This window comes from Pseudoxanthomonas helianthi, from assembly GCF_017939625.1.
In the GTDB taxonomy this organism is placed as follows: domain Bacteria; phylum Pseudomonadota; class Gammaproteobacteria; order Xanthomonadales; family Xanthomonadaceae; genus Pseudoxanthomonas_A; species Pseudoxanthomonas_A helianthi.
On the sequence record NZ_JAGKTC010000001.1, the window covers coordinates 1,131,563 to 1,154,912 of the forward strand.

Here is a 23,350-nt window from a genome sequence, read left to right on the forward strand (position 1 = left end):
CGTTACAGCAATCCGTCGCGCTTGACCGCGAGGTAGCGTTCGACCAGCGCGGCGGGCAGTTGTTCGGCGGTTACGTCCAGCACCATCACGCGGTGGCTGCGCAACAGGTCGTGGGCGGCGCTGCGCTGTTCCAGGTAGCGGGCCAGGGCGCCGGCGCGGATCGCGCCGGGAACGTCGTGTACTTCTTCGCGCAGGGCATCATCGAGCGCGCGTTCGCGCAGACTGGCGACGCAAACCAGGTGGCGGCGCTGCAACAGGCGCACGGCAGCCAGCAGGTCCTCGATGTCCTCATCGCGCACGTTGGTCACCAGCATCACCAGCGCGCGGCGGCGCTGGCGCAGCGAAAGCTCGGTAGCGGCGGCCAGGTAATCGGTGGCGACGGGTTGCGGTTGCAGGTCGTAGCTGGCGCGCAGCAGGTTGTCGATGGCGCCAAGGCTGCGCAACGGCGCGACCCAGCGCGACTGTCCGCCGCTAGCCATCAATCCGGCCGCGTCGCCCTGGCGCAGGGCCAGGTACGACACCACCAGCGAGGCGTTGAGCACGTGGTCGAAATGGGCCAACTCGCCTTCGCGCGCCATCATCCGCCGGCCGGTGTCGATCAGCATCACCAGCTGCTGGTTCTTTTCGTCCTGGTATTCGCGCGAGATCAGCTTGCGCGAGCGCGCGGTCGCCTTCCAGTCGATCTGGCGCAGGCTGTCGCCGACGCGGTATTCGCGCATCTGGTGGAAGTCGGTGCCCTCGCCGCGACGGCGCTTCAGGTGCGCGCCCATCAGCCGCGAGGCCTGTTCGGCGCTGAACAGCGCGTAGCGGGCCAGCGGCGCGAAGTCGGGATACACGCGCACCGTCTGCGGCGCACCGGCGACGCGCGATTGCCGCCACAACCGCAGCGGCGAGCGCAGGCGCAGCTGCACGCCGGGGAACACCGCGTCGCCTCGCGCGCTCGGCTGCAGACGGTAGCCGAAGCGCGACACCGTGGCCGGCGCCAACGCCAATCGGCGCGGCAGGCCTTGCGCCGGCCAGTCGCCGGGATGCAGGTCGTACACGTCCACGCGCTGGCGCACCAACGACTCCACGCGCAGGTGCACGTCGCGTTCGACGCCCAGCGGCAGGGCGTCTGGAATCTCGCGCGCCACTTCCGGCGTCGGGCTGGCGCGCAGGCGCCACGCATCGAACAGCACGACGAGGGCCAGCGCGCCGCCCGCGACCCACCACGCCCATGCCGGCACGCCGAAGAACAGCACGGGCAGGCCGGACAGGCCCCACAGGGCCAGCAGCGCGATCAGCAGCGGTGCGGGCCTCATGCGCACACGCTCCATTCCTTCTCCCCGTCGCTTTTACGGGGAGAAGGTGGCCGAAGGCCGGATGAGGGGCGCTTTTGATCTTGTTGTTGCCGGGCAAAACGCAAAGGCAACAGCAAAAGAAAAAGCAGCCGCTCGCTGTGCTCGCGGCCCCTCACCCGCCTTCGGCACCCTCTCCCCGCACGCGGGGAGAGGGAGACACCGACCTCGATCTGGAGTCCCCGCAGACTCATTTCCGCGGCGCTTCCACCTTCGCCAGCAGTGCGTGCAACGCGTCGTCGGGCGATTGGCCTTCGATCTGCAATTCCGGCGACAGGGTGATGCGGTGGCGCAGCGCGGGCTTGGCCACGTCGCGCACGTCGTCCGGGGTGACGAAGTCGCGGCCCTGCAACACCGCCTGCGCGCGCGCCGCGCGGACCAGGGCGATGCTGCCGCGCGGGCCCGCGCCCAGCGCGATGCCCGGCCACTTGCGCGTCGCGGCGGCGATGCGCACCGCGTAATCGACCACTTGCGCGTCGACCGCGACCTGCGCGGTGCCGCGCTGCATGGCGAGGATGTCGACGGCGCTGGCGACACGCTGCACCTGCGACAGGTCGAAGTCGCTGGCGTTGCTGCCGGAGGTGACCGCATCGACCATGCGTTTCTCTTCCTCCAGCGACGGGTAATCGATCAGCACCTTCAGCAGGAAGCGGTCGAGCTGCGCCTCGGGCAGCGGATAGGTGCCCTCCTGCTCGACCGGGTTCTGCGTGGCCAGCGCCATGAACGGCGGATCCAGCGCGAACGGCTTGCCTTCGATGGTCACCTGGCCTTCCTGCATCACCTCGAGCAGGGCCGACTGGGTCTTGGCCGGGGCGCGGTTGATTTCGTCGGCCAGCAGCAGGTTGGTGAACACGGGCCCGCGACGGATCTTGAAGCTTTCGGTCTTCGGGTCGTACACGGCGTGGCCGCTGACGTCGCTGGGCATCAGATCGGGGGTGAACTGCACGCGCGCGTAGTTCAGTTCCAGCGCCTGGCCCAGCGCGCGCACCAGCAGGGTCTTGCCGAGGCCGGGCACGCCCTCGAGCAACACATGGCCGCCGGCGAGCAGGGCGATCAGCACCTGGTCGAGCACATCGGGCTGGCCGATGAAGGCCTTGGCCACTTCGTCGCGGACCTGCGCGGCACGCTGGGCCAGCGCGTCGCCGCGCATCGGGGCCACGTCGCCGGCGGCGATGGACGGCGGAAGGATTTCGTCGCTCATAACTGGTTTCTCAGTTTGATCAGAAGGGAAATGCGGTCTCGGAAAGCGGGTTTGTCGTGCGACGGGGGCGTTTGCAACGCCTGCAATACGGCGCTCGGCGCGACTTGCAGACGCCTGGCGATGGCATCGGCCTGCGCCTCGCCGGTCAACGCGGCGGCGAGCGGATCGCGGCGGCGCAGGCGCGACAGGAAGGCCTCGCGCACCGCCACGTACAACATCGCGCCCTTGCCGTAGCGGAACAGCAGGTCGCCGCTGGCGCGCACGTGTTCCAGCAACGAGCGCCGTTCCGCCGCCGGCGCCGGTCGCAGCGGGCCGAAGCGCTGCGTGCGCAGCCACAACCATGCGCACAGGGCCAGCGCCAACGGCAACCACACCATCCAGCCGCGGGTGAACACGACCCGCCACAGCGAGGGCATCTGCGCGGCGTAGACCAAGTGCATGGCGCCGTCGCCGTAGTTCGGCGCCAGCACTTGCCGCGCCAGCGCCACATGGGTGGCCTCGCGCAGGCCTTCGCCGCGTCCGCCGCCGCCGAACAGGCCGGCCAGCCCACCGGGCGCGTTGCCATTGGTCAGGAAATCGAAATCGGCGAGCACGTCGACATGGCCTTCGCCCCAACCCTGCCGCGCATACACGTAGCCGTTCTTCAGATCGCCCCAAGCCAGTTCCGGCACTTCATCCTCGACGAAGGTGAAGCGCTGGCTGCCGCAGAATTCGACGTGCGGCTTCTCGCCTTCGACCTGGAACGGCATGCACTCGCGGCTGCCCTCCTCGCCTTCGAGCACCACACCGAGTTCGTCGAACAGCGCGATGGCCACATCGTTGTTGCCGTCGCGCCAGCCCGGCGTGCGCACGACCAGGTGGCCGCCGGCTTCGACCCAGTCCAGCACGCGATCCACTTCCGGCGGCGACAGGCTGCGCGGGTCGCTGTAGAGCAGCAGGGTGTCGCGGGCGCCCAGGGCATGCGCGGCCAGGTTCAGGCGTTGGCGCGAATCGACGCGGATGCCGTCGGCCTGCAACGATTTCTTCAGCGCGTACAGCGGGTTGTATGCGGCTTCGCCGCGCGGCGGCAGGTCGAATTCGCGCTCGACGCGATGGAAGTTGTGCAGGAACCAGGCGATGGCCACGAACGCCACCGCCGCCACGGCGAACAGGACCAGGCCGACGCGCGCGCCGCGCGTGCTGCTCTTCGCCGCGGCGTTCATGCGGCCCACCCATAGCGTTGCTGCAGCTGGCCGAGCAGGGTTTCGAATTCGTCTTCCTCCGGCAAGCGCTGCGCGTAGGCGGCGTATTGCCAGACCTTGACCACGCGGGCGAACAGGCTGCGGTCGTCGGCGTCGGGCATGCGCCGCGACGCGCGCAGGCATTCGGATTCGGTCGCGCCCGGCGGCAGCACGACGTCGGCGCGCGCTGCCATGCTGTCGACGCTGGCGCGATACAGCAGGGCCAACGCATGGCGCGGCCGGCCTTCGCGCCACAGCCGGCGCGCGGCGGCAACGACGTTCTCCGGCAACACGTCCGGAAGCGGCATCGCCTCGACTTCGACCTTGCCTTGCGCTTCGACCGCACTGCGCCGCAACGAGCCGCGCATCCACGGCCACCAGCGCGGCGCGGTGGCCAGCAATACCAGCACCAGGATGCCGAGGATGATCCACAGGCCCCATTCGCCGACCAGGGCGAAGAACTGGGCGATGCCCGCCATCCAGGAGAAATCCGGTGCCTTGCGCGGATCGGCAGGCCGATCGAAGGTACGCCGCCGCTCCCAGCTGGTCTGCTTGCGCTTGCCGTTGAGCAGCGGGTCGGCATAGGCGCGGTCCACCGCCTTGCGGAACCTGGCATCGTAGACGCGTTGTTCGCCGAACACGCTGGCCGGCGTCGCCGCGTCTTCCGGCTTCTTTCCATCCACGACCTGGACGGCGGCGTCCTGCTGCGTCCGCACGGGCGCGGCATTGGGCGGCAGCGGATCGCTGTCCTGCGCACGTGCGGGCAAGGCGAATGCGCCGGTCACGGCCAGCAGCACGGCGAAGGTCATCGATGCGGCGCGCAGGCGTTCGCGCAAGCGGCGGAACGCGATCTCGACGTCCCAGGCCTCGATCTGGGTGCGGCGATTCAGATACAGGCCGAAGCCGGCGCCGATGTAGAACGGTTCGACCACGCTACGTGCCAGCCAGGCGATCGCGTTCAGGCCCAGGCTGGCCCACCACGGCGTCTGCTCGCCGATCAGCGCCCAGCCGGCGCGCACGGTTTCCGGCAGTTCGTCGATCGGTACGAACATCAGGATCGCGGCGATGATGCCGAGGTTCAGCGCGGCCTCGAAGCACAGGCAGACCAGGCCCAGCAGCGCGGCATTGCCGTATACCGCGCCGCCGAGCACGCGGCGGCGTTCGCGCAGGCGCTCGCCATCGACGCCCTCCAGCAGGTCGATCGGCAGGTACAGCGCGCGGGCGAAGCTGAAACGCCGCCAGGTGAGGTAATGCAGCAGCGGCTTCCAGCCCCAGCGCGCCTGCGCCGCCAGCGTTTCGCGCAGGGTCGGGACGTTGCCGAAGGTCGCGCGCGAGATCACGTACAGCGGGATGCGGTCGAACAACGGCTTCAACCACCACATCGCCACGCCGGCCAGCCACATCGCATCCAGCGCCCATGCGGCGAGGTTGAGCAATGCGAACAGCGGCAGACTCAGCAGCAACCAGGGTTTCCAGATCGCGGCTGCGTGTCGGCGCACCAGCGCGGTGCCCAGCTCCACCGCTTCCCACGGCGAACGCGCGCGCAGGTTGACGGTCAGCTGGTCAAGGCGCATCGGCATGCCCCGTCAAACTTTCCTGCAGCCGTCCATGGCGGGACATCCCGGCTTGCGGATCGTCCTGCCCGGCCATCCCTGGCCGGGCGCTCGGCATGACGGCGCGGCCATGCCGCGCCAGCACGTCATGGCCTCGCCCTCCGAAGAACAGCCACGCCAGCACCAATGTCCACAACACTGCGGACACCGAATACTTGACGACGGCCGGAATCGAACCGATCGACGACCAGAACGCCTCGATGAAGGCCGCGACCAGCAGCATCATCGCCACGCCGAGGCATAGCTTCGCGCCCTTGACGCCGGCCACGCGCAGCGATTCGCCGCGGGTCAGCCGCCCCGGCGCGATCAGGCCCAACCCCAGGCGCATGCCGGCGCCGCCTGCGATCACGATCGCGGTCAGTTCGAACGGCGCATGCCCGCAGACGAAGCGCCACAGCGGGTCGCCGTAGCCGATCTGCTGCAGGTGGCCGAACACCGCGCCGATGCTCACGCCATTGAATATCAGCACCAGGATCGCGCCGATGCCGAATACCAATCCGCTGGCGAAGGTGCGCAGGCCGATGCTGATGTTGTTCATGATGTACACGCCGAACATGTACCAGTCGCTCTGGCTGTCGCGGCCGAGCTTGTGCGACGGGCTTTCGGGGTCGTACATCTGTTCCATCTGCGCGACCTGCACCGGATCCATCAGGCCGTGGATCAGCTCGGGCTGGAACTGCAGCAACACGAAGAAGCCGACCAGCGGCAACGCAAACAGCGCCAGCGCGGCCCACATGCAACCGGGTTCGCTGCGCACCAGGCGCGGGAACTCGGCCAGCACGAATTCCAGCGCGCGCCGCCAGCGCGGCGGCGGGGTGCGGTACAGCAGGTTGTGGCCGCGCTGCATCAGTTCCTGCAGGCGCGCGGTGACCACCGGGCTGTAGCCGCGGCGGCGGGCGAGGGCGAGTTGCTGGCACAGGCGGCGGTAGCGCTGCGGGATCTGTTCGTCGCCGAGTTCGCCGCTGTTGCGCTCGCCACGGGCGATGCGGGCGTCGCCGCGGGTCTGCAGCCATTGTTCGAAGGCCTGCCATTCGGCCTGGTGGCGGGCGACGAATTGTTCCTGTTTCATCGCCGCCCCAGCAACCAGTTCGCCATGCCGTAGAGGCGCAATACGCCGGCTTGGCCGCGTGCGCGGGTCAGCGGTTCGACGATGTCGGCCAGTTCGGCCTGGCGCGATGGGGTCAGCAGCGGCGCGCGTTCGCCGAAAGCGACGATGGCCGCCTGTTCGGCCGGGCGCAGTCCGGTCGGTGGCGCCAGCACTGCATTGGCCGGCGCCGGCAGCGCGTCGCGCTCGCGTTCGTTGTGCACCACCAGGGTGCCCGCGACCAGGTCGCCGAGGCGGCGGCCATGGCGATCCACGAGGCAGGACACCAGTCCGACCGCATAGCCGAACGGCAGCATGTCCACGGTGCGCAGCAGGTTGCGGGTGATCGCCGCCAGCCAGCCGACCGGCGCACCGTCGGCGGCCACCACACGCAGCGACATCGCCTTCTTGCCGACGGTCTGCCCGTTCCACAGCGCCTCCAGCACGATGGGATAGGCCCAGTACACGGCGAACATCACAATCAGGTTGGCGCCGGCGCCCATGCCGCCAAGCAGGCCGAGGATCATGCCGGCGACCATCAGCACGCCCATGCGCACGCACAGGTCGATGGCCCAAGCCACCGCGCGGGGCACGGGACCGGCGGCGGGCAGGTGCAGGGCCACGCCTTCGGGCGTGACCACTTCGCGGTAGGTGTCCAGCATCAGCCGCTCACCTGCGCAGGCGGCGTAGCGATTGCGTTCCGGCCATCCTGCCGGAGTTCCTGCGGGCGCGGCATGCGCGGTTTCCGAAGATTCCCTGCGCCGACTTTAACCGCCGCGCCCGGGCTTGCCCAGCCCGCTAGACTGGCCCGCATGAGCGCGACGTTTTCCTGCCGCGGCGGCTGCGGCGCGTGCTGCATCGCGCCGTCGATCCATTCGCCGATCCCCGGCATGCCGCAGGGCAAACCGGCCGGCGTGCGTTGCGTGCAACTGGACGAAGCCGACCGCTGCCGGTTGTTCGGCCGGCCGGAACGGCCCGCGTTCTGCGCGTCGCTGAAACCGGGTCCGGAGATGTGCGGCCACTCGCGCGAGGAGGCGCTGGCGATCCTCGCCGCGCTGGAAACCGCGACGCGGCCCGACTGACCGGCCGGCTTTTGTGGGAGCGAGCTTGCTCGCGAATGCTTCTGGTATCGCAAGGCAGCCCCCTATTTCGACTCCAGGGCCCGGAAGGCAAAAGCATTCGCGAGCAAGCTCGCTCCCACCACGGTGGCTATCCCGCCTGCAGGTACTCGTCCTTCAGCTTCACGTAGTGCTTGGCCGAGTAGTACAGGGCGTCGATCTCCGCGTCGCTTAGCCTGCGCGCGAACTTGGCCGGGCTGCCCAGCCACATCTCGCCGCTGCCGACCACCTTGCCCGGGGCGATCAGCGCGCCGGCGCCGACGAAGGCGTGCTTCTGCACCACCGCGCCGTCCAGCACGATCGCGCCCATGCCGATCAGCACCGCGTCCTCGATGCGGCAGGCGTGGACGATGGCCTGGTGGCCGATGGTCACGTCCTCGCCGATCACCGTGGCGAAGCCGCCCAGCTTGGCGTGCGGACCGTCGTGGCTGACGTGGACGATGGTGCCGTCCTGCACGTTGGTGCGCGCGCCGATGCGGATGAAGTTGACGTCGCCGCGGATCACCGTGCCCGGCCATACCGAAACGTCGTCTCCCAGCACCACGTCGCCGATCACGGTGGACGCCGGATCGACGTAGGCGCGCTGGCCAAGGGTGGGAAAACGGCCGAGATGGGGGCGCAGAGAGGTCATGGTCGCGTTGGCGCGGCAGGTTCGCGGAAAAACCGCATCGTACAGGACTAGACTCCGGCGTATGGACATGAACGCCGCGACCCCCGTCTCCGAATTGCGCCCCACTTTCGACCGCCTGCGCACCGCATGGCAGGCCCAACGCCCCGACCGCGCCCAGCGCAGCGCCGACCTGTTGCGCCTGCGCGAGGTGCTGAAGCGGCGGTTGGACGATATGGCGCAGACCATCGCCGCCGATTTCGGCCACCGCTCGCTGCACGAATCGCGCATCGCCGACGGCATGACCGTGCTCAACGAGATCGACCACCTGCGCAAGCACCTGCGCGGCTGGATGAAGCCGAAGCGCGTCGGGGTCGGCTGGCGCTTCCTGCCGGCACGCGCGGAAATCCGTCCCGAACCGGTCGGTGTGGTCGGCGTCATCGCGCCATGGAACTACCCGGTCAACCTAGCGCTGATTCCGCTGGCCACCGCGATCGCCGCCGGCAACCACGTCTACCTGAAACCGTCGGAGCACACGCCACGCACTAGCGCCTTCCTGCGCGAACTGCTGGCCGAAGTGTTTCCCGAAGACCGCGTCGCCGTCGCCGAAGGCGGCGCGGACGTGGCGGCTGCGTTCGCCGCGTTGCCGTTCGACCACCTCGTGTTCACCGGCTCCACCGCGGTCGGGCGCAAGGTGATGGCCGCCGCCGCGCCGAACCTGACCCCGGTGACGCTGGAACTGGGCGGCAAGTCGCCGGCCATCGTCTGCGACGACTACCCGGTGGAACAGGCCGCGGCGCGCTTGGCCACCGGCAAGTGGTTCAACGGCGGCCAGACCTGCATCGCGCCGGATTACGTATTGGTCGGCGCCGCGCGCCGCGACGCGTTGGTGCAGGCGCTGCGCGAACAGGTGAAGTCGCGCTACGGCGAGGGTTTCGCCAATGCCGGCGACTACAGCCGCATCGTCAACGATGGCCAATACGCGCGCCTGCAGGGCTACGTGGACGATGCGCGCGCGCGCGGACTGGAAGTGATCGCGCTGGGCCCGGCCGATCCGGCGCAACGCCTGTTCCCGCCGACTCTGGTGCTGGAACCGGGCGACGACGCCAAGGTGATGCAGGAGGAAATCTTCGGCCCGGTATTCCCGATCCGCAGCGTGAAGTCGCTCGACGAGGCCATCGCCTACGTCAACGCGCACGACCGCCCACTGGCGCTGTATCCCTTCAGCCACGACCGGGCTAGCGTCGAGAAGATCCTGCGCAGCACCCTGGCCGGCGGCATTTCGGTCAACGACACGCTGTTCCACTTCGCCATCAGCGGCCTGCCCTTCGGGGGGATCGGGCCCAGCGGCATGGGCGCCTACCACGGCCGCGCCGGCTTCGATGCGATGAGCAAGGCGTTGCCGATCCTGTGGCAGGCGCGGCGCACCGGGGGCGACCTGCTCAAGCCGCCGTACAAGAAGGCGCAGTGGTTGATCGACTTGATCGTGCGGTAATCACGACGATGCTTGCCGTGGGAGCGGTTGCGGCAGCAAACCGGTGAGTCGCGCAGGGCTCCGGTCGCAGCGCCACGAAAGGCGTTCGCGACTCACGTCGCTCCCACGTCGGGTTTTGGATAGCATTGGCGCCATGAAAATCGCCAGCTGGAACGTCAATTCGCTCAACGTGCGCCTGCCGCACCTGGAACAGTGGCTGCGCGATTTCGCGCCGGACGTGGTCGGCCTGCAGGAAACCAAGCTGGAGGACCACAAGTTCCCCGACACGGTGCTGGCCGGCCTGGGTTACCGCAGCGTGTTCGCCGGGCAGAAGACCTACAACGGCGTGGCCATCCTCGCCCGCGAAGCGCCGCTCGACGTGCAGGTCGGCATTCCCGGTTTCGAGGACGAACAGAAGCGCGTCATCGCCGCCACCGTCAACGGCGTGCGCATCGTCAACCTGTACGTGGTCAACGGCCAGGACGTGGGCACCGAGAAGTACAGCTACAAGCTGCGCTGGCTGGACGCGGTGCATGGCTGGCTGGCCGGCGAGCTGCAGCGCCATCCGCAACTGGTGGTGATGGGCGACTTCAACATCGCGCCGGACGATCGCGACGTGTTCGACGCCAAGGTCTGGAACGACAACCACATCCTGACCTCCGCCGCCGAGCGCGACGCGCTGAAGCGCCTGTACGCGCTGGGCCTGCACGACGCGTTCCGCCTGCACAGCGACGAGGCCGGCATCTTCAGCTGGTGGGATTACCGGATGGGCGGGCTGCGCCGCAACCTGGGGCTGCGCATCGACCTGACCCTGGTGTCCGACGCACTGCGTGACCGCGCGGCGGAATCGGGCATCGACCGCGAACCACGCACCTGGGAGCGCCCCAGCGACCACGCGCCGGCCTGGGTGAGGCTGCACGCGTAGCAAACATCGGCAGGCGCATGCTCTGCCGCGCCTGCGAACGCTCTGCAACCGAGGTGCGTGCGCAGGGTGAGCCCTGCCGGCGCGATTCGTTCGGCAAGCGATGGCGGGCCAGGGCCCGCCCTACGCTTCCATGAAGAGGGACGACCCATGACCGCAACCAACAAGGACAGGGCGCTGGAATTCCTTCGCCTGGTCACCGCTGGCGAGATCGATCGCGCTTACGACAGCTACGTCGCCGCCGGCATGCGCCACCACAACGCCTATTTCCCTGCGGGCGCCGAGGCCTTGCGCGAAGCGATGAAGGCCGCGCACGTGCAACAGCCCGACAAGATCTTCGAAGTGAAGCAGGCCATCGCCGAGGGCGACCGCGTCGCGGTGCATTCGCACCTGCGCTTCAAGCCGGAAGACCCGGGCCTCGCGGTGGTGCACATCCTCCGCTTCGAAGCGGGCCGGATCGTCGAGATGTGGGATCTGGGCATGCCGGTGCCCGCGCAATCGCCGAATGTGGACGGCCTGTTCTGACCAAAGCAAAGGCCCGGCGGACCGGGCCTTTGCACGCCACGGGCCTTGGGTGCGTCTTCGCCTCAGCGCACGCGGCCGCAGCGGAAAACGTTCAGCGCGCCCTGCCGCGCGTGAACAGATTGACGATCAGCAGCAGGACGACGGCACCGACCAGCGCGGTGATCAGGTAACCGACCCAGCCTCCGCCCAGGCCGATGCCCAGCATCGGCAGCAGCCAACCGCCCAGGAATCCGCCGACGATGCCGACGACGATGTTCAGCAGGATGCCCTGCGAACCGTCGCGCTTCATCAGGATGCTGGCCAGCCAGCCCGCGATGCCACCCACGATCAATTGAATCAGCAAGTTCATTCATGTCTCCTTTGCATGGATGTACGGCCCGCGAGGGCCTCATGAACAACGTTGGCGCGAAACCCTTGTTAAGCTGCGTGGGGCGCTTCCCTGCCGCGCCTTTGATAGCCCCGAATCGCGACGAATGCACACCGCACCGCAACAGCCCACGGCCGCCGTTCAAGATCGCGAATCCGCCTTCACCAAGATGGCTGCGGGCGAGCCCCATCGCCAGTACGGCCCGGTCCGCCTCTGGCTGCGCCCGCACGCGCGCGGCGAACGCGGCGAGGCGCTAGCGGTCGGCCTGCTGTCCGCCGCGCTGGGCACCGCATCGCTGGCCTGGCAGCGCGACGCGCACGGCCGGCCGCAACTGCAGGGCGCACACGCACATTTCGACGCCAACTGGAGCCACAGCGGCGACCTGCTGCTGGTCGCACTGGGCGAAGCGATCGAACTCGGCGTCGACCTGGAGCATCTGCGTCCGCGGCCGCGCGCGATGGAGCTGGCGCAACGCTTCTACCATCCCGACGAAACCGCGCGCCTGCTGGCCCTGCCCGAGGAAGCGCGCGTGCCGTTCTTCGTGCGCCTGTGGTGCGCCAAGGAAGCGGTACTGAAAGCGCATGGCCAGGGCATTTCCTTCGGCCTGGAAAAGCTGGTGTTCGACGAACGCGACGGTGAATTGCGCCTGGTCGCCTGCGACTGCGCCTTGGGCCTGCCGGAAGACTGGCAGCTGCGCGAATGGGAACCGCAACCCGGCTATCGCGCCGCGCTGGCGTGGCGATCCGCGTGATTTCCGCGGGATTGGCTCTCATGGGAGTGGCCATGGCATGTCGTGGCCGCTCCCACAGCTGCGGACCGGCGATAATGCGCCGGTGAACGACACCGCTCTTCCCCCCGAAATCCGCGACGACCCCGGATCAAGTCCGGGGCAGGCTCTGCATCGCGGCCTAGCCACGCTCGGCCTCGATGCCGACGCACTGGCGCAGCCGCTGCTGGCCTACCTGGCCCTGCTCGCGCGCTGGAACCGCACCTACAACCTGACCGCGATCCGCGAGCCGAAGCAGATGGTGCCGCTGCACCTGCTCGATTCGCTGGCGATGCATGCGCACGTCGCGACGCTGGCGCGAACCGGCGCGGCGCTGGCCGACCTCGGCACCGGCCCCGGCCTGCCGGGGATTCCACTGGCCATCGCCAATCCCGCACTGCGCGTGACCCTGGTCGAAAGCAACGGCAAGAAAGCGCGTTTCCTGCGCGAGGCCGTGCGCCAGCTCGGGCTGGGCAACGCGCGCGTCGCCGAAAGCCGCGCCGAAGCGCTCGACGAGCCCGGCGCCTACGATGCGCTGACCGCGCGCGCGCTGGCCACGCTGCCCGACATCATCGAAGTCGGCGGCCATCTGCTGAAACCCGGCGGCGAGCTGCTGGCGATGAAAGGTGCGGTGCCGCACGAGGAAATCGCCGCGTTGCCCGCGGGCTGGCGGCTCAAAACGGTCCACGTGCTGTCGGTGCCCGGGCTCGACGCGGAACGCCATCTGGTCGTGGTCGAGCGCGGCTGAGGACCCTGGGCGCCTGCCCGTGGGAGCGACCTTGGTCGCGAATGCTTCTGGCTGAAGATCAAGAGCTTTCGCGACCAAGCCGGCCACGACATGCCGTGGCCACTCCCACAAGAGACGCGCCCAAGGGCGCTCCTACAAATATCGCCGTCATCCCGCATAATCCGCCTTCCACCACCGGTCCCCAACTCCATGGCCCGCATCATCGCCGTCGCCAACCAGAAGGGCGGGGTCGGCAAGACCACGACCGCCGTCAACCTGGCCGCCGCGCTGGCGCGCGCGCCCAAGCGCGTGCTGCTGGTCGACCTGGACGCGCAGGGCAACGCGACCATGGGCAGCGGCGTCGACAAGCGCGAGCTGGAAGCCAGCACCTGCGACGTGCTGCTGGGGGAAGCGCAAGCGCGCGACGCGGTGGTGAAGACGGCCGAGGAGTTCGACCTGCTGCCGGGCAACATCGACCTGACCGCGGCCGAGATCCAGCTGATGGAAGCGGACGGCCGCGAAGGCCGGCTGAAGGCCGCGCTGGAACCGATCCGCGGCGACTACGATTTCATCATCATCGACTGCCCGCCGGCGCTGTCGCTGCTCACGCTCAACGCGTTGACCGCGGCCGACTCGGTGCTGGTGCCGATGCAGTGCGAGTACTACGCACTGGAGGGCCTCAGCGCATTGGTCGAAACCATCGAGGCGCTAAAGGCGCGGCTGAACCCGGCGCTGGAGATCGAAGGCGTGCTGCGCACCATGTTCGACGTGCGCAACAACCTGGCCAACGCCGTGTCGGGCGAACTGACCACGCACTTCGGCGACAAGGTGTTCCGCACCATCGTGCCGCGCAACGTGCGCCTGGCCGAAGCGCCCAGCCACGGCCAGAGCATCGTCGGCTACGACCGGACCAGCCGCGGCGGCGTCGCCTACCTGGGCCTGGCCGGCGAAATCCTGCGCCGCCAGGCCGATCGCGCGCGGCCCAAGCAACCGCAATTCGAGGAGAACTACTGATGTCCGCCCCGAAGAAGCGCGGCCTGGGCCGCGGCCTGGAAGCCCTGCTCGGCCCCAAGGCCGCCGCCGAAACCCCGCCGCCGCAGGCGCAGCCGGGCGAAGCGTTGCGCAAGCTGCCGGTCGGCCAGTTGCAGCCGGGCAAGTACCAGCCGCGCACGGCGATGGACCCGGCCAAGCTCGACGAGCTGGCCGAGTCGATCAAGGCCCAGGGCGTGATCCAGCCGATCGTGGTGCGCGAGATCGCGGCCGGCACCTTCGAGATCGTCGCCGGCGAACGCCGCTGGCGCGCCTCGCAGCAGGCCGGACTGAGCGAAGTGCCGGTGGTGGTGCGCGAACTCGACGACCGCACCGTCATCGCGATGGCGCTGATCGAGAACATCCAGCGCGAAGACCTCAATCCGCTGGAGGAAGCGCAGTCGCTGCAACGCCTGATCAACGAATTCTCGCTGACCCACGCCGAAGCCGCCGAAGCGGTGGGCCGCTCGCGCGCCGCGGTGTCCAACCTGCTGCGCCTGCTCGACCTGCCGCCGGCGATCCGCGCCCTGCTGGAAGCGCGCCGCCTGGAAATGGGCCACGCCCGCGCCCTGCTGACCCTGTCGCCGGACCTGGCCAGCAAACTGGCGCACGATGCCGCCGAGGAAGGCTGGTCGGTGCGCGAAGTCGAACGCCGCGCGCACGAGTTCGCCGCCGGCAAGTTGCCGAGCGAAGGCAAGAAGGCCAAGACCGCGAAGGCCATGCCGCAGCCGGACATCGCCGCGCTGGAAAACGAATTGTCCGAATCGCTCGGCGCCAAGGTGGCCATCGCCCACGGCCGCGGCAACAAGGGCAAGCTGGTGATCCACTACAGCGACCTCGACACGCTCGACGGCCTGCTGGAGCGGCTGCGCGGCAAGCCCTGATCTTGTGGGAGCGGCCTTGGCCGCGAATGCTTTTTCGGGGATCCGGCAGCGATTGGAAAGCATTCGCGGCCAAGGCCGCTCCCACAGGCCGCTCCCACCGGGACATCGCCGTTGCCACTACCGTTCACATCGACCGGGGATAATGCGGGCATGACGATCCTGGTTACCGGCGCGGCCGGCTTCATCGGCGCCTACGTCTGTCGCGAACTGCAACGCCGCGGCGAACGCTTCGTGGGCCTCGACAATTTCAACGACTACTACGACCCGCAGCTCAAGCGCGACCGCATCGCCGCGTTGTGTCCAGGCGCCGACATCCGCGCACTGGACCTGACCGACGCCGACGGGATGGCCGCGCTGTTCGACGAAACGCGGCCGCAACGCGTGGTGCACCTGGCCGCACAGGCCGGCGTGCGCTATTCGCTGCAGAACCCGCAGGCCTACGTGCAGAGCAACTTGGTCGGTTTCGTCACCCTGCTGGAACTGTGCCGGCATCGCGACGTGCAACACCTCGCCTACGCCAGCTCGTCGTCGGTGTACGGCGATTCGGCGGTGCCGCCGTTCTCCGAGGAACAGCGCATCGACAAGCCGCGTTCGCTGTACGCCGCGACCAAGGCCGCGAACGAACTGATGGCCTACACCTACGCGCAGTTGTACGGCCTGCACGCGACCGGCCTGCGCTTCTTCACCGTGTACGGGCCGTGGGGACGTCCGGACATGGCGCCGCTGCTGTTCAGCCGCGCAGTGCTGGCCGGCCGACCGATCGAGGTGTTCAACGAAGGCCGGATGCGGCGCGACTTCACCCACGTCGACGACATCGTCCGCGGCGTGCTCGGCGCGCTCGACCATCCGCCGGCGGACCCCGTGCCGCACCGGGTTTTCAACCTGGGCAACCACACCCCGGTGGAACTGGAGTACTTCATCGCGGTGATCGAGCAGGCCGCCGGGCGCGGGGCCGAGAAGATCTACAAACCGATGCAACCCGGCGACATGGTCGCGACGATGGCGGATACTGCGCGGGCGAAGGCGGCGTTCGGCTTCGAGCCGGCGACGCCGATCGAGGCCGGCCTGCCGCCGGTGGTGGAATGGTGCCGCGAATACTTCGGGGAACGTGCGTGAGCGAAACGCCGCAGCTGTCGGTCGTCGTGCCGGTCTACAACGAGGAAGACAACGTCGCGCCGCTGGTCGGCGAGATCGTCGCCGCGCTGCGCGGCAAGGTGGATTTCGAAATCGTCTACGTCGACGACCTGTCGAAGGACGCCACGCTGCAGCGACTGCAGGCGCTGAAGGCGAATACCCCTGAACTGCGCGTCGTTCGCCATCTGTCCAACAGCGGGCAGAGCACCGCCGTGCGCAACGGCGTCAAGGCGGCACGCGCGCCGTGGATCGCCACCCTCGACGGCGACGGCCAGAACGATCCGGCCGACATCCCGAAGCTGCTGGCCGAACGCGACAGGGCCGCGCCCGACACCAAGCTGTTCGCCGGCTGGCGGGTCAACCGGCAGGATTCCGGCAGCAAGCGCTGGGCTTCGAAGTGGGCCAACGCGATCCGCTCGCGCATGCTGCAGGACGCCACTCCGGATACCGGCTGCGGGATCAAGCTGTTCGAGCGCATCGCGTTCCTCGACCTGCCCTACTTCGACCACATGCACCGCTACCTGCCCGCGCTGATGCAGCGCGCCGGCTGGAAGACCGTCAGCGTGCCGGTCAACCACCGCCACCGAGCCAGCGGCGTGTCGAAGTACAACAACCTCAACCGCGCCCTGGTCGGGATCCGCGACCTGCGCGGGGTGGCGTGGCTGATCGCGCGCAGCCGCCGCACCGCGGTGGAGGAAGCCTGATGTCGTTGCTGGTCGCCGCGGTGCAGGTCGCGCAGCGCGGCTTCATGGACACGCCGCTGGCGTGGCTGGAATGGACCGGCATCCACATGAGCCCGTGGAAGCTGATCGGCCTGACCGGGACGCTGATGTTCGGCGGCCGCTGGCTGGTGCAGTTCCTTGCCAGCAAGCGCCAGGGCAAGCCGGTGATCCCGCGCCTGTTCTGGTACATGAGCATCGTCGGCAGCCTGATGACGCTCAGCTACTTCATCTTCGGCAAGAACGACGCGGTCGGCATCCTCGGCAACCTGTTCCCGGCGTTCACCGCGACGTACAGCCTGTACCTGGATGTCCGCCACCGTGGCTGGAAGCGCGACAAGGCCGGCCACTGAAGCCTTTCCGACAGGCGCTGCGATTGTGTAACGCCCCCTTGCGCGATTAACCTGTGTCGCGATGCCACTGTTGCAACGCTGCCGCCAGCTCTCCTTCGCACGCCTGTTCGCGCTGTGCGTGCTGATGCTGGGCGTAGTGGCGCAACCTGCTCTTGCCGCGGTAGGCGAGGTGCACGAGTTGAGCCATGGCGGCAACCTGCATGATGTGGATGCCCATGCGGAAGGCCTGGACGACGACGCCGGCGACGATCCCGACGCGGACGCCGGCCTCTCGCATGCCCTGATGCATGCCGGGCATTGCTGCGGCCATCTCGTCGCGATCCCGATGACCCTGGATTGGGCGCCGATCGCATTGCCCGAACAGGCGCCCGTTTCCTTCTCCATCGCCGCCGCCAGCCGGCGCGTCGACAACCCGTTGCGCCCGCCGATCGTGGCCTGACGCGCTCGCGGCCTTGCGCCGCAAATCCGTCACCGTCACCTTCGGAGAAATCCCATGCATTCGCGTCCGGCGGCCCTGGCCGTCCTGACGGTTGCGTTGTGCCTGCCCGCGCAGGCGCAGCCGCGACCCGTCGTTCCCGTGGCCGCTGCCACGCATTCCATTCCCGGCGCGGATACGCGCAGCGCTTCGACCTTCACCCTCGACGACGCATTCGCACGTGTCCAGGACCGGCATCCGGACCTGCGCCTGTTCGGCAACCGGTACGACGTGCTGGAAGCCGAGCGCGACCTCGCCGCGCAGAAGCCGGCTTTCGTCGCCGGTGCGACGCTCGAGAACTTCCTCGGCAGCGGCGCGTTCAATGGCGCCCGTGGCGCCGAAGCGACACTCACCCTGGCTTCGGTATTCGAACGCGGCGGCAAGCTCGACGCACGCCGCGCCTTCGCCCAGAGCCGCATCGACGCGCTCGCGGTCGAACGCGAAAGCCGGCGCCTCGATTTGCTCGCCGAAACCGCACGCCGCTACCTGGCCGTGGTCGCCGAACAGCGCCGGATCGAGTTGGCCGACTTCGACATCGCCCAGCGCAAACGCACGGTGACCGCAGCGCGCGCACGATTGCAGGCCGGCGCTTCGCCCGAATCCGTGTTGCTGACCGCACAGGCGGCGTTGGCACGCGCTGAACTGGCCCGCGCCCGTGGCGAACAGCAGGAACAAGCCGCGCGCCAGCACCTGGCGGCATTGTGGGGCGAGAGGAACCCGCAGTTCCACATCGCGGTGGGCGATCCGCTGGTGCTGCCAGCCATCGACGATGCCTCCGTCCTGGTCGCCTTGCTGGAACGCACGCCGGAACTGGCCCAGTTCGCCGACGAGCGCCGCCTGCGCGAAGCCCGCCTGCAACTGGCGCGCTCGTCGGCCGCGGCGGACGTGGACTGGCAAGTGGGCGTGCGCCGCCTGCAGGACACCGCCGATACCGCGCTGGTCGCCGGCTTTTCGCTGCCGCTGGGCGCGCGACGTCGTGCCGAGCCGGCGATCCGCTCGGCCGAAGCCGAACTGGCGTCGCTGGAGATCGAACGCGAAGCGAAGGACCTGTCGCTGTATTCGACCCTGGTCGAGGCGCACGGCCGCTACCGCGTGGCGCAACTCGAAGTCCGGCGCCTCCACGACGACGTGCTGCCCAAGCTGGCGCGCGCCGAAGCCGCCGCCGAGCGCGCCTATCGCGCCGGCGCGATCAGCTACCTCGAATGGGCGCAACTGCAATCCGAGCGCACCACCGCGCGCAGGCAGCAACTCGACACCGCGGTGGATGCGCAGCGCGCGCTGATCGAAATCCAGCGCCTCACCGGCCAGGCGTTCGTCGCCGGCCCCGCCATCGAACAAGGATCGACTCCATGAACATGCATCGCATTGCCGGCGCGCTGGCGCTGACCCTGTTGCTGGCCGCCTGCGGCGGACCTTCCGAAAGCGATTCGCACGCCGAAGGCGGCCATGGCGAACACGCGGAAACGCAGCAACCCGCCAAGGGAGAGCACGGCGGACGCCTGCTCGAAAAGGACGGCTACACCGTCGAACTGGGCATCGCCGAGGATGGCGCGCCGCCCCGGTTCCAGGCCTGGCTGTATCGCGACGGCAAGCCCTTGCCGCCTTCGGCCGGCAGCGTCGAGGTGCGGCTCAAGCGCCTGGGCAACATCGCCGAAAACCACGCGCTCAAAGCGCAGGCCGATGGCAGCCTGATGGCGGCGACCGTCGTCGGCGAGCCGCATTCGTTCGACGTCGACGTGGTCGCGAACGTCGATGGCACGAACCTGCGCTGGACCTATCCCAGCTACGAAGGCCGCACCGCAATCCCCGCGAAGATCGCGCAGGACGCCGGCATCCGCGTCGCCACGGCGGGCGCCGGGACCATCGCGGACGAGCATGAGGTACAGGGCCTGCTGACCCCGATCGAAGGACGCATCGCCAAGGTAACCGCCCGCTTCCCGGGGCCGGTGCGCCGCTTGACGGTCAACGCGGGCGACACGGTGCGTGCCGGCCAGGCGCTGGCCTCGATCGAAAGCAACCTCAGCCTGACCACCTACACGGTGGCTTCGCCGATTTCCGGCGTGGTGCTCGCGCGCAACGCCGCGGTGGGCAGCGTCGCCAGCGATGCCGCGCCGCTGTTCGAAGTCGCCGACCTGTCCTCGCTGTGGGTGGACCTGCACGTGTTCGGCAGCGATGCGCAACACATCCGCGCGGGCGTGCCAGTCGAGATCACCCGGCTGAGCGATGGCGCAACCGCGCAGACCACGCTGGAACGCGTGCTGCCGGGCACGGCCACGGCCAGCCAGAGCACGGTCGCGCGCGCCACGATCGCCAACGCCGATGGCTTGTGGCGGCCGGGTTCGGCGGTCAAGGCGCGCATCACCGTCGACCAGCAGCCGGCTGCGCTGGTGGTGCCGCTGGCGGCGCTGCAGACGTTCCGCGACTGGGACGTGGTGTTCGTCCGCGTCGGCGACACCTACGAGGTGCGACCGGTGGAACTGGGCAAGCGCGACGCGCAGCGCGTCGAAGTGCTGTCCGGGCTCAAGCCGGGCGACCAGGTCGTGGTCGAGCAGAGCTACCTGGTGAAGGCGGACATCGAAAAGTCGGGGGCCTCGCATGACCACTGAGCCCAAGGGAATGCTCGAACGGATCGTCCGGTTCGCCATCGCGCGCCGCTGGCTGATGCTGGCGGCGACCCTGGCCCTGGTCGGCATCGGCGCATGGAGCTTCACCAGGCTGCCGATCGACGCGACGCCGGACATCACCAACGTGCAGGTGCAGATCAACACCGAGGCGCCCGGCAACTCTCCGCTGGAAGCCGAGCAGCGCGTGACTTTCGTCGTCGAAACGGCGATGGCCGGCCTGCCGCGGCTAGACTACACGCGCTCGATCTCGCGCTACGGCCTGTCGCAGGTCACCGTCGTGTTCGAGGACGGCACCGATCCGTACTTCGCCCGGCAACAGGTCGCCGAACGCCTGCAGCAGGTGAAATCGCAACTGCCGCAAGGGCTGGAACCGGAGATGGGTCCCATCGCCACCGGCATGGGCGAGATCTTCATGTACACGGTCGACGCGAGGCCGGATGCGCGCAAGCAGGACGGGACGCCGTACACCGCCACCGACCTGCGCACCTTGCAGGACTGGGTGGTGCGGCCGCAGTTGCGCAACACGCCCGGCGTCACCGAGGTCAACACCATCGGCGGCTTCGCCCGGCAGATCCACATCACCCCGGATCCGGCGCGGCTGGTCGCCCTTGGCTTCACCCTGCACGACGTGGTCGCGGCGGTCGCCGCCAACAACCAGAACGTCGGCGCCGGTTACATCGAGCGCAACGGCCAGCAGTTCCTGGTGCGCGCGCCGGGCCAGGTGGCCGACCTCGACGCGATCCGCGACATCGTGCTCGATCGGCGCGACGGCGTGCCGATCCGCGTGCGCGATGTGGCCGACGTCGGCGAAGGCCCGGAGCTGCGCAACGGTGCGGCCACCCAGAACGGTCGCGAGGTCGTGCTCGGCACGGTATTCATGCTGATCGGTTCGAACAGCCGCGAAGTCTCGCAAGCCGCGGCGGCGAAGTTGGCCGAGGCGAGCAGGAGCCTGCCCCCAGGGGTTTCGGCGAACCCGGTCTACGACCGCACCACGCTGGTCGACCGCACCATCCGCACGGTCGCGAAGAACCTGGTCGAAGGTGCGTTGCTGGTGGTCGCGGTGCTGTTCCTGCTGCTGGGCAACTTCCGTGCGGCCCTGATCACCGCCGCGGTCATTCCGCTGGCGATGCTGTTCACCATGACCGGCATGGTCCGCGGCGGCGTGTCGGGCAACCTGATGAGCCTGGGCGCGCTCGACTTCGGCCTGATCGTCGACGGCGCGGTGATCATCATCGAGAACTGCCTGCGCCGCTTCGGCGAACTGCAGCATGCGCTGGGACGCGCGCTGAGCGACGAAGAACGCCTGGATGCGACAGCTTCGGCGACCGCCGAGGTGATCCGTCCCAGCCTGTTCGGCCTGGGCATCATCACCGCGGTCTACCTGCCGATCTTCGCCCTCACCGGCGTGGAAGGAAAAATGTTCCATCCGATGGCGATCACCGTGGTGCTCGCGTTGAGCGGCGCCATGTTGCTGTCGCTGACCTTCGTGCCTGCCGCGGTGGCGCTGTTCCTGCGCGGCCGCGTGGTGGAGAAGGAGACCCGCGCGATGCGATGGGCGCGCAAGGCCTATGCGCCAGCGCTGGCATGGGCCCTCCGGCACCGGGCCGGCATGGTCGGTGGCGCGCTCGTGCTGGTGGCCGCATGCGGGTTCATGGCCACGCGACTGGGTTCGGAGTTCATTCCCAGCCTCGACGAGGGCGACATCGCCCTGCATGCGCTGCGCATTCCCGGCACCAGCCTGGACCAGGCGATCACCATGCAGTCGACGTTGGAAGCACGCATCAAGCGCTTCCCGGAGGTGGAGCGCGTGTTCGGCAAGCTCGGCACCGCCGAGGTCGCCACCGATCCGATGCCGCCCTCGGTGGCCGACACCTTCATCATGCTCAAGCCGCGCGAGCAGTGGCCGAACCCGCGCAAGACCAAGGCGCAACTGGTCGCGGAGATCGAACAGGCCGTCAAACAGCTGCCCGGCAACAACTACGAGTTCACCCAGCCGATCCAGATGCGCATGAACGAGTTGATCTCGGGCGTGCGCGCCGACGTCGCGATCAAGTTGTACGGCGACGAGCTGGACACGCTGGTCGAGGTGGGCAAGCGCATCGAGGCGGTGGCCAAGACCGTGCCGGGCGCCGCCGACGTCAAGCTGGAACAGGCCACCGGCCTGCCCTTGCTGGCGGTCACACCCGACCGGCAGGCGCTGGTGCGCTACGGCCTGAACCCGGGCGCGGTGCAGGACACCGTGGCCACGGCGGTCGGCGGCGAAGTGGCGGGCCAGTATTTCGAAGGCGACCGCCGCTTCGACATCGTGGTCCGTTTGCCGGAGCGGTTGCGCCAGGACCCAGCGGCGCTGGCCGACCTGCCGGTGCCGCTGGGCGGCAGCGACAACCTCGACGAATCGAGCCGCGCGGCGGCGTGGATGTCCGGCGCACCGCAGACGGTACCGCTGCGCGAGGTCGCGAAGATCGAAACGATGCTGGGGCCGAACCAGGTCAACCGCGAGAACGGCAAGCGCCGCGTCGTGGTGACCGCCAACGTGCGCGGCCGCGACCTTGGCGGCTTCGTCGCCGAATTGCGCCGCCGCGTCGGCGCCGAAGTCGAAGTGCCGAGCGGCTACTGGATCGATTACGGCGGCACGTTCGAGCAACTGATCTCGGCCAGCCAGCGCCTGGCCGTGGTGGTGCCGGTGACCCTGCTGCTGATCTTCGCGCTGTTGTTCATGGCCTTCGGTTCGGCCAAGGACGCCACGATCGTGTTCAGCGGCGTGCCGCTGGCGCTGACCGGCGGGGTGATCGCGTTGTGGCTGCGCGGGATACCGCTATCGATTTCCGCCGGCGTGGGCTTCATCGCGCTGTCGGGCGTGGCGGTGCTCAACGGCCTGGTGATGATCGCCTTCATCCGCAAGCTACGCGAACAGGGCGATCGGCTGGAAGACGCCATCATCGACGGCGCGCTCGGCCGCCTGCGGCCGGTGCTGATGACCGCGCTGGTGGCCTCGCTGGGTTTCATCCCGATGGCCTTCAACGTCGGCGCCGGTTCGGAAGTGCAGCGGCCGCTGGCCACGGTGGTGATCGGCGGCATCGTGTCGTCGACGCTGCTGACCCTGCTGGTGCTGCCGGTGCTGTATCGCTGGCTGCATCGCGGCGCCGAGGCCGGCTAAACGCCGCGCCAGCG

Annotated in this window: 23 protein-coding genes; 15 read left to right on the forward strand and 8 right to left on the reverse strand. The window is 68.9% G+C overall.

The genetic code is table 11. From position 1 onward, the window contains the following. Nucleotides 1–2: 2 nt before the first annotated feature. The 6 genes from J5837_RS05120 to J5837_RS05145 form a co-directional block, all read right to left on the reverse strand. Nucleotides 3–1,301: a DUF58 domain-containing protein gene (locus J5837_RS05120; protein ID WP_210535628.1), complete on the reverse strand. Its 1,299-nt coding sequence runs from the start codon at nucleotides 1,299–1,301 to the stop codon at nucleotides 3–5. A 226-nt stretch (nucleotides 1,302–1,527) separates the two neighbouring features. Continuing rightward, the gene (locus J5837_RS05125) at nucleotides 1,528–2,487 is read right to left on the reverse strand and encodes an AAA family ATPase (protein ID WP_210536142.1); all 960 of its coding nucleotides are present in this window, start codon (nucleotides 2,485–2,487) and stop codon (nucleotides 1,528–1,530) included. Nucleotides 2,488–2,534: 47 nt separating this feature from the next. Further along, on the reverse strand, nucleotides 2,535–3,740 hold the full coding sequence (locus J5837_RS05130) for a DUF4350 domain-containing protein (protein WP_210535629.1): 1,206 nt from the start codon (nucleotides 3,738–3,740) through the stop codon (nucleotides 2,535–2,537). Continuing rightward, nucleotides 3,737–5,332, reverse strand: a complete 1,596-nt coding sequence (locus tag J5837_RS05135) for a DUF4129 domain-containing protein (RefSeq protein ID WP_210536143.1) — start codon at nucleotides 5,330–5,332, stop codon at nucleotides 3,737–3,739. The genes J5837_RS05130 and J5837_RS05135 overlap by 4 nt, the downstream gene beginning before the upstream one ends. Then, nucleotides 5,322–6,440: a stage II sporulation protein M gene (locus tag J5837_RS05140; protein WP_210535630.1), complete on the reverse strand. Its 1,119-nt coding sequence runs from the start codon at nucleotides 6,438–6,440 to the stop codon at nucleotides 5,322–5,324. The genes J5837_RS05135 and J5837_RS05140 overlap by 11 nt, the downstream gene beginning before the upstream one ends. Next, nucleotides 6,437–7,117 (reverse strand): RDD family protein, encoded by a 681-nt coding sequence (locus J5837_RS05145; RefSeq protein WP_210535631.1) that lies wholly within the window; start codon nucleotides 7,115–7,117, stop codon nucleotides 6,437–6,439. The genes J5837_RS05140 and J5837_RS05145 overlap by 4 nt, the downstream gene beginning before the upstream one ends. A gap of 150 nt (nucleotides 7,118–7,267) precedes the next feature. Between J5837_RS05145 and J5837_RS05150 the strand changes: the two genes are divergently transcribed. After that, nucleotides 7,268–7,537: a YkgJ family cysteine cluster protein gene (locus J5837_RS05150; RefSeq protein WP_210535632.1), complete on the forward strand. Its 270-nt coding sequence runs from the start codon at nucleotides 7,268–7,270 to the stop codon at nucleotides 7,535–7,537. A 127-nt stretch (nucleotides 7,538–7,664) separates the two neighbouring features. Here the strand turns inward: J5837_RS05150 and J5837_RS05155 are convergent, their stop codons facing one another. Next, nucleotides 7,665–8,204 carry a gamma carbonic anhydrase family protein gene (locus J5837_RS05155; RefSeq protein ID WP_210535633.1) on the reverse strand — a complete coding sequence of 180 codons (540 nt, stop codon included), beginning with the start codon at nucleotides 8,202–8,204 and terminating at the stop codon, nucleotides 7,665–7,667. A 67-nt stretch (nucleotides 8,205–8,271) separates the two neighbouring features. Here J5837_RS05155 and J5837_RS05160 point away from each other — a divergent pair, with 67 nt between their 5' ends. The 3 genes from J5837_RS05160 to J5837_RS05170 all read left to right on the forward strand — a co-directional run bounded on the left by J5837_RS05160 (nucleotide 8,272) and on the right by J5837_RS05170 (nucleotide 11,101). Then, nucleotides 8,272–9,675: a coniferyl aldehyde dehydrogenase gene (locus J5837_RS05160; RefSeq protein ID WP_210535634.1), complete on the forward strand. Its 1,404-nt coding sequence runs from the start codon at nucleotides 8,272–8,274 to the stop codon at nucleotides 9,673–9,675. A gap of 133 nt (nucleotides 9,676–9,808) precedes the next feature. After that, complete coding sequence (gene xth / locus J5837_RS05165) at nucleotides 9,809–10,579, forward strand: exodeoxyribonuclease III (RefSeq protein WP_210535635.1); 771 nt, start codon at nucleotides 9,809–9,811, stop codon at nucleotides 10,577–10,579. Nucleotides 10,580–10,726: 147 nt separating this feature from the next. Next, nucleotides 10,727–11,101, forward strand: coding sequence for a nuclear transport factor 2 family protein (locus J5837_RS05170; RefSeq protein WP_210535636.1), 375 nt, complete (start codon nucleotides 10,727–10,729; stop codon nucleotides 11,099–11,101). 91 nt (nucleotides 11,102–11,192) lie between these two features. Here J5837_RS05170 and J5837_RS05175 read toward each other — a convergent pair whose 3' ends face one another. Then, nucleotides 11,193–11,450 carry a GlsB/YeaQ/YmgE family stress response membrane protein gene (locus J5837_RS05175; RefSeq protein WP_210535637.1) on the reverse strand — a complete coding sequence of 86 codons (258 nt, stop codon included), beginning with the start codon at nucleotides 11,448–11,450 and terminating at the stop codon, nucleotides 11,193–11,195. A 187-nt stretch (nucleotides 11,451–11,637) separates the two neighbouring features. Here J5837_RS05175 and J5837_RS05180 point away from each other — a divergent pair, with 187 nt between their 5' ends. The 11 genes from J5837_RS05180 (at nucleotide 11,638) to J5837_RS05230 (ending at nucleotide 23,336) form a co-directional block, all read left to right on the forward strand. Then, complete coding sequence (locus tag J5837_RS05180) at nucleotides 11,638–12,219, forward strand: 4'-phosphopantetheinyl transferase family protein (protein WP_210536144.1); 582 nt, start codon at nucleotides 11,638–11,640, stop codon at nucleotides 12,217–12,219. Between the two features lie 82 nt (nucleotides 12,220–12,301). Next, nucleotides 12,302–12,982 (forward strand): 16S rRNA (guanine(527)-N(7))-methyltransferase RsmG, encoded by a 681-nt coding sequence (gene rsmG / locus J5837_RS05185; RefSeq protein ID WP_425504815.1) that lies wholly within the window; start codon nucleotides 12,302–12,304, stop codon nucleotides 12,980–12,982. A 189-nt stretch (nucleotides 12,983–13,171) separates the two neighbouring features. Beyond that, nucleotides 13,172–13,975, forward strand: coding sequence for a ParA family protein (locus J5837_RS05190; protein WP_210535639.1), 804 nt, complete (start codon nucleotides 13,172–13,174; stop codon nucleotides 13,973–13,975). Continuing rightward, on the forward strand, nucleotides 13,975–14,874 hold the full coding sequence (locus J5837_RS05195; RefSeq protein WP_210535640.1) for a ParB/RepB/Spo0J family partition protein: 900 nt from the start codon (nucleotides 13,975–13,977) through the stop codon (nucleotides 14,872–14,874). The genes J5837_RS05190 and J5837_RS05195 overlap by 1 nt, the downstream gene beginning before the upstream one ends. A gap of 150 nt (nucleotides 14,875–15,024) precedes the next feature. Beyond that, a complete protein-coding gene (locus tag J5837_RS05200; RefSeq protein ID WP_210535641.1) occupies nucleotides 15,025–15,990 on the forward strand; it encodes an NAD-dependent epimerase/dehydratase family protein in 966 nt (321 codons plus the stop codon). Beyond that, the gene (locus tag J5837_RS05205; RefSeq protein WP_342345505.1) at nucleotides 15,987–16,712 is read left to right on the forward strand and encodes a glycosyltransferase family 2 protein; all 726 of its coding nucleotides are present in this window, start codon (nucleotides 15,987–15,989) and stop codon (nucleotides 16,710–16,712) included. The genes J5837_RS05200 and J5837_RS05205 overlap by 4 nt, the downstream gene beginning before the upstream one ends. Further along, nucleotides 16,712–17,080, forward strand: a complete 369-nt coding sequence (locus tag J5837_RS05210; RefSeq protein ID WP_210535643.1) for a lipid-A-disaccharide synthase N-terminal domain-containing protein — start codon at nucleotides 16,712–16,714, stop codon at nucleotides 17,078–17,080. The genes J5837_RS05205 and J5837_RS05210 overlap by 1 nt, the downstream gene beginning before the upstream one ends. Before the next feature lie 61 nt (nucleotides 17,081–17,141). Further along, on the forward strand, nucleotides 17,142–17,519 hold the full coding sequence (locus J5837_RS05215) for a hypothetical protein (protein ID WP_210535644.1): 378 nt from the start codon (nucleotides 17,142–17,144) through the stop codon (nucleotides 17,517–17,519). Nucleotides 17,520–17,573: 54 nt separating this feature from the next. Beyond that, a complete protein-coding gene (locus J5837_RS05220) occupies nucleotides 17,574–18,908 on the forward strand; it encodes a TolC family protein (RefSeq protein ID WP_210535645.1) in 1,335 nt (444 codons plus the stop codon). After that, nucleotides 18,905–20,161, forward strand: a complete 1,257-nt coding sequence (locus J5837_RS05225; RefSeq protein WP_425504816.1) for an efflux RND transporter periplasmic adaptor subunit — start codon at nucleotides 18,905–18,907, stop codon at nucleotides 20,159–20,161. Before J5837_RS05220 ends, J5837_RS05225 begins: the two co-directional genes overlap by 4 nt. Before the next feature lie 10 nt (nucleotides 20,162–20,171). Next, nucleotides 20,172–23,336, forward strand: coding sequence for an efflux RND transporter permease subunit (locus tag J5837_RS05230; protein WP_210536146.1), 3,165 nt, complete (start codon nucleotides 20,172–20,174; stop codon nucleotides 23,334–23,336). Nucleotides 23,337–23,350: the final 14 nt, after the last annotated feature.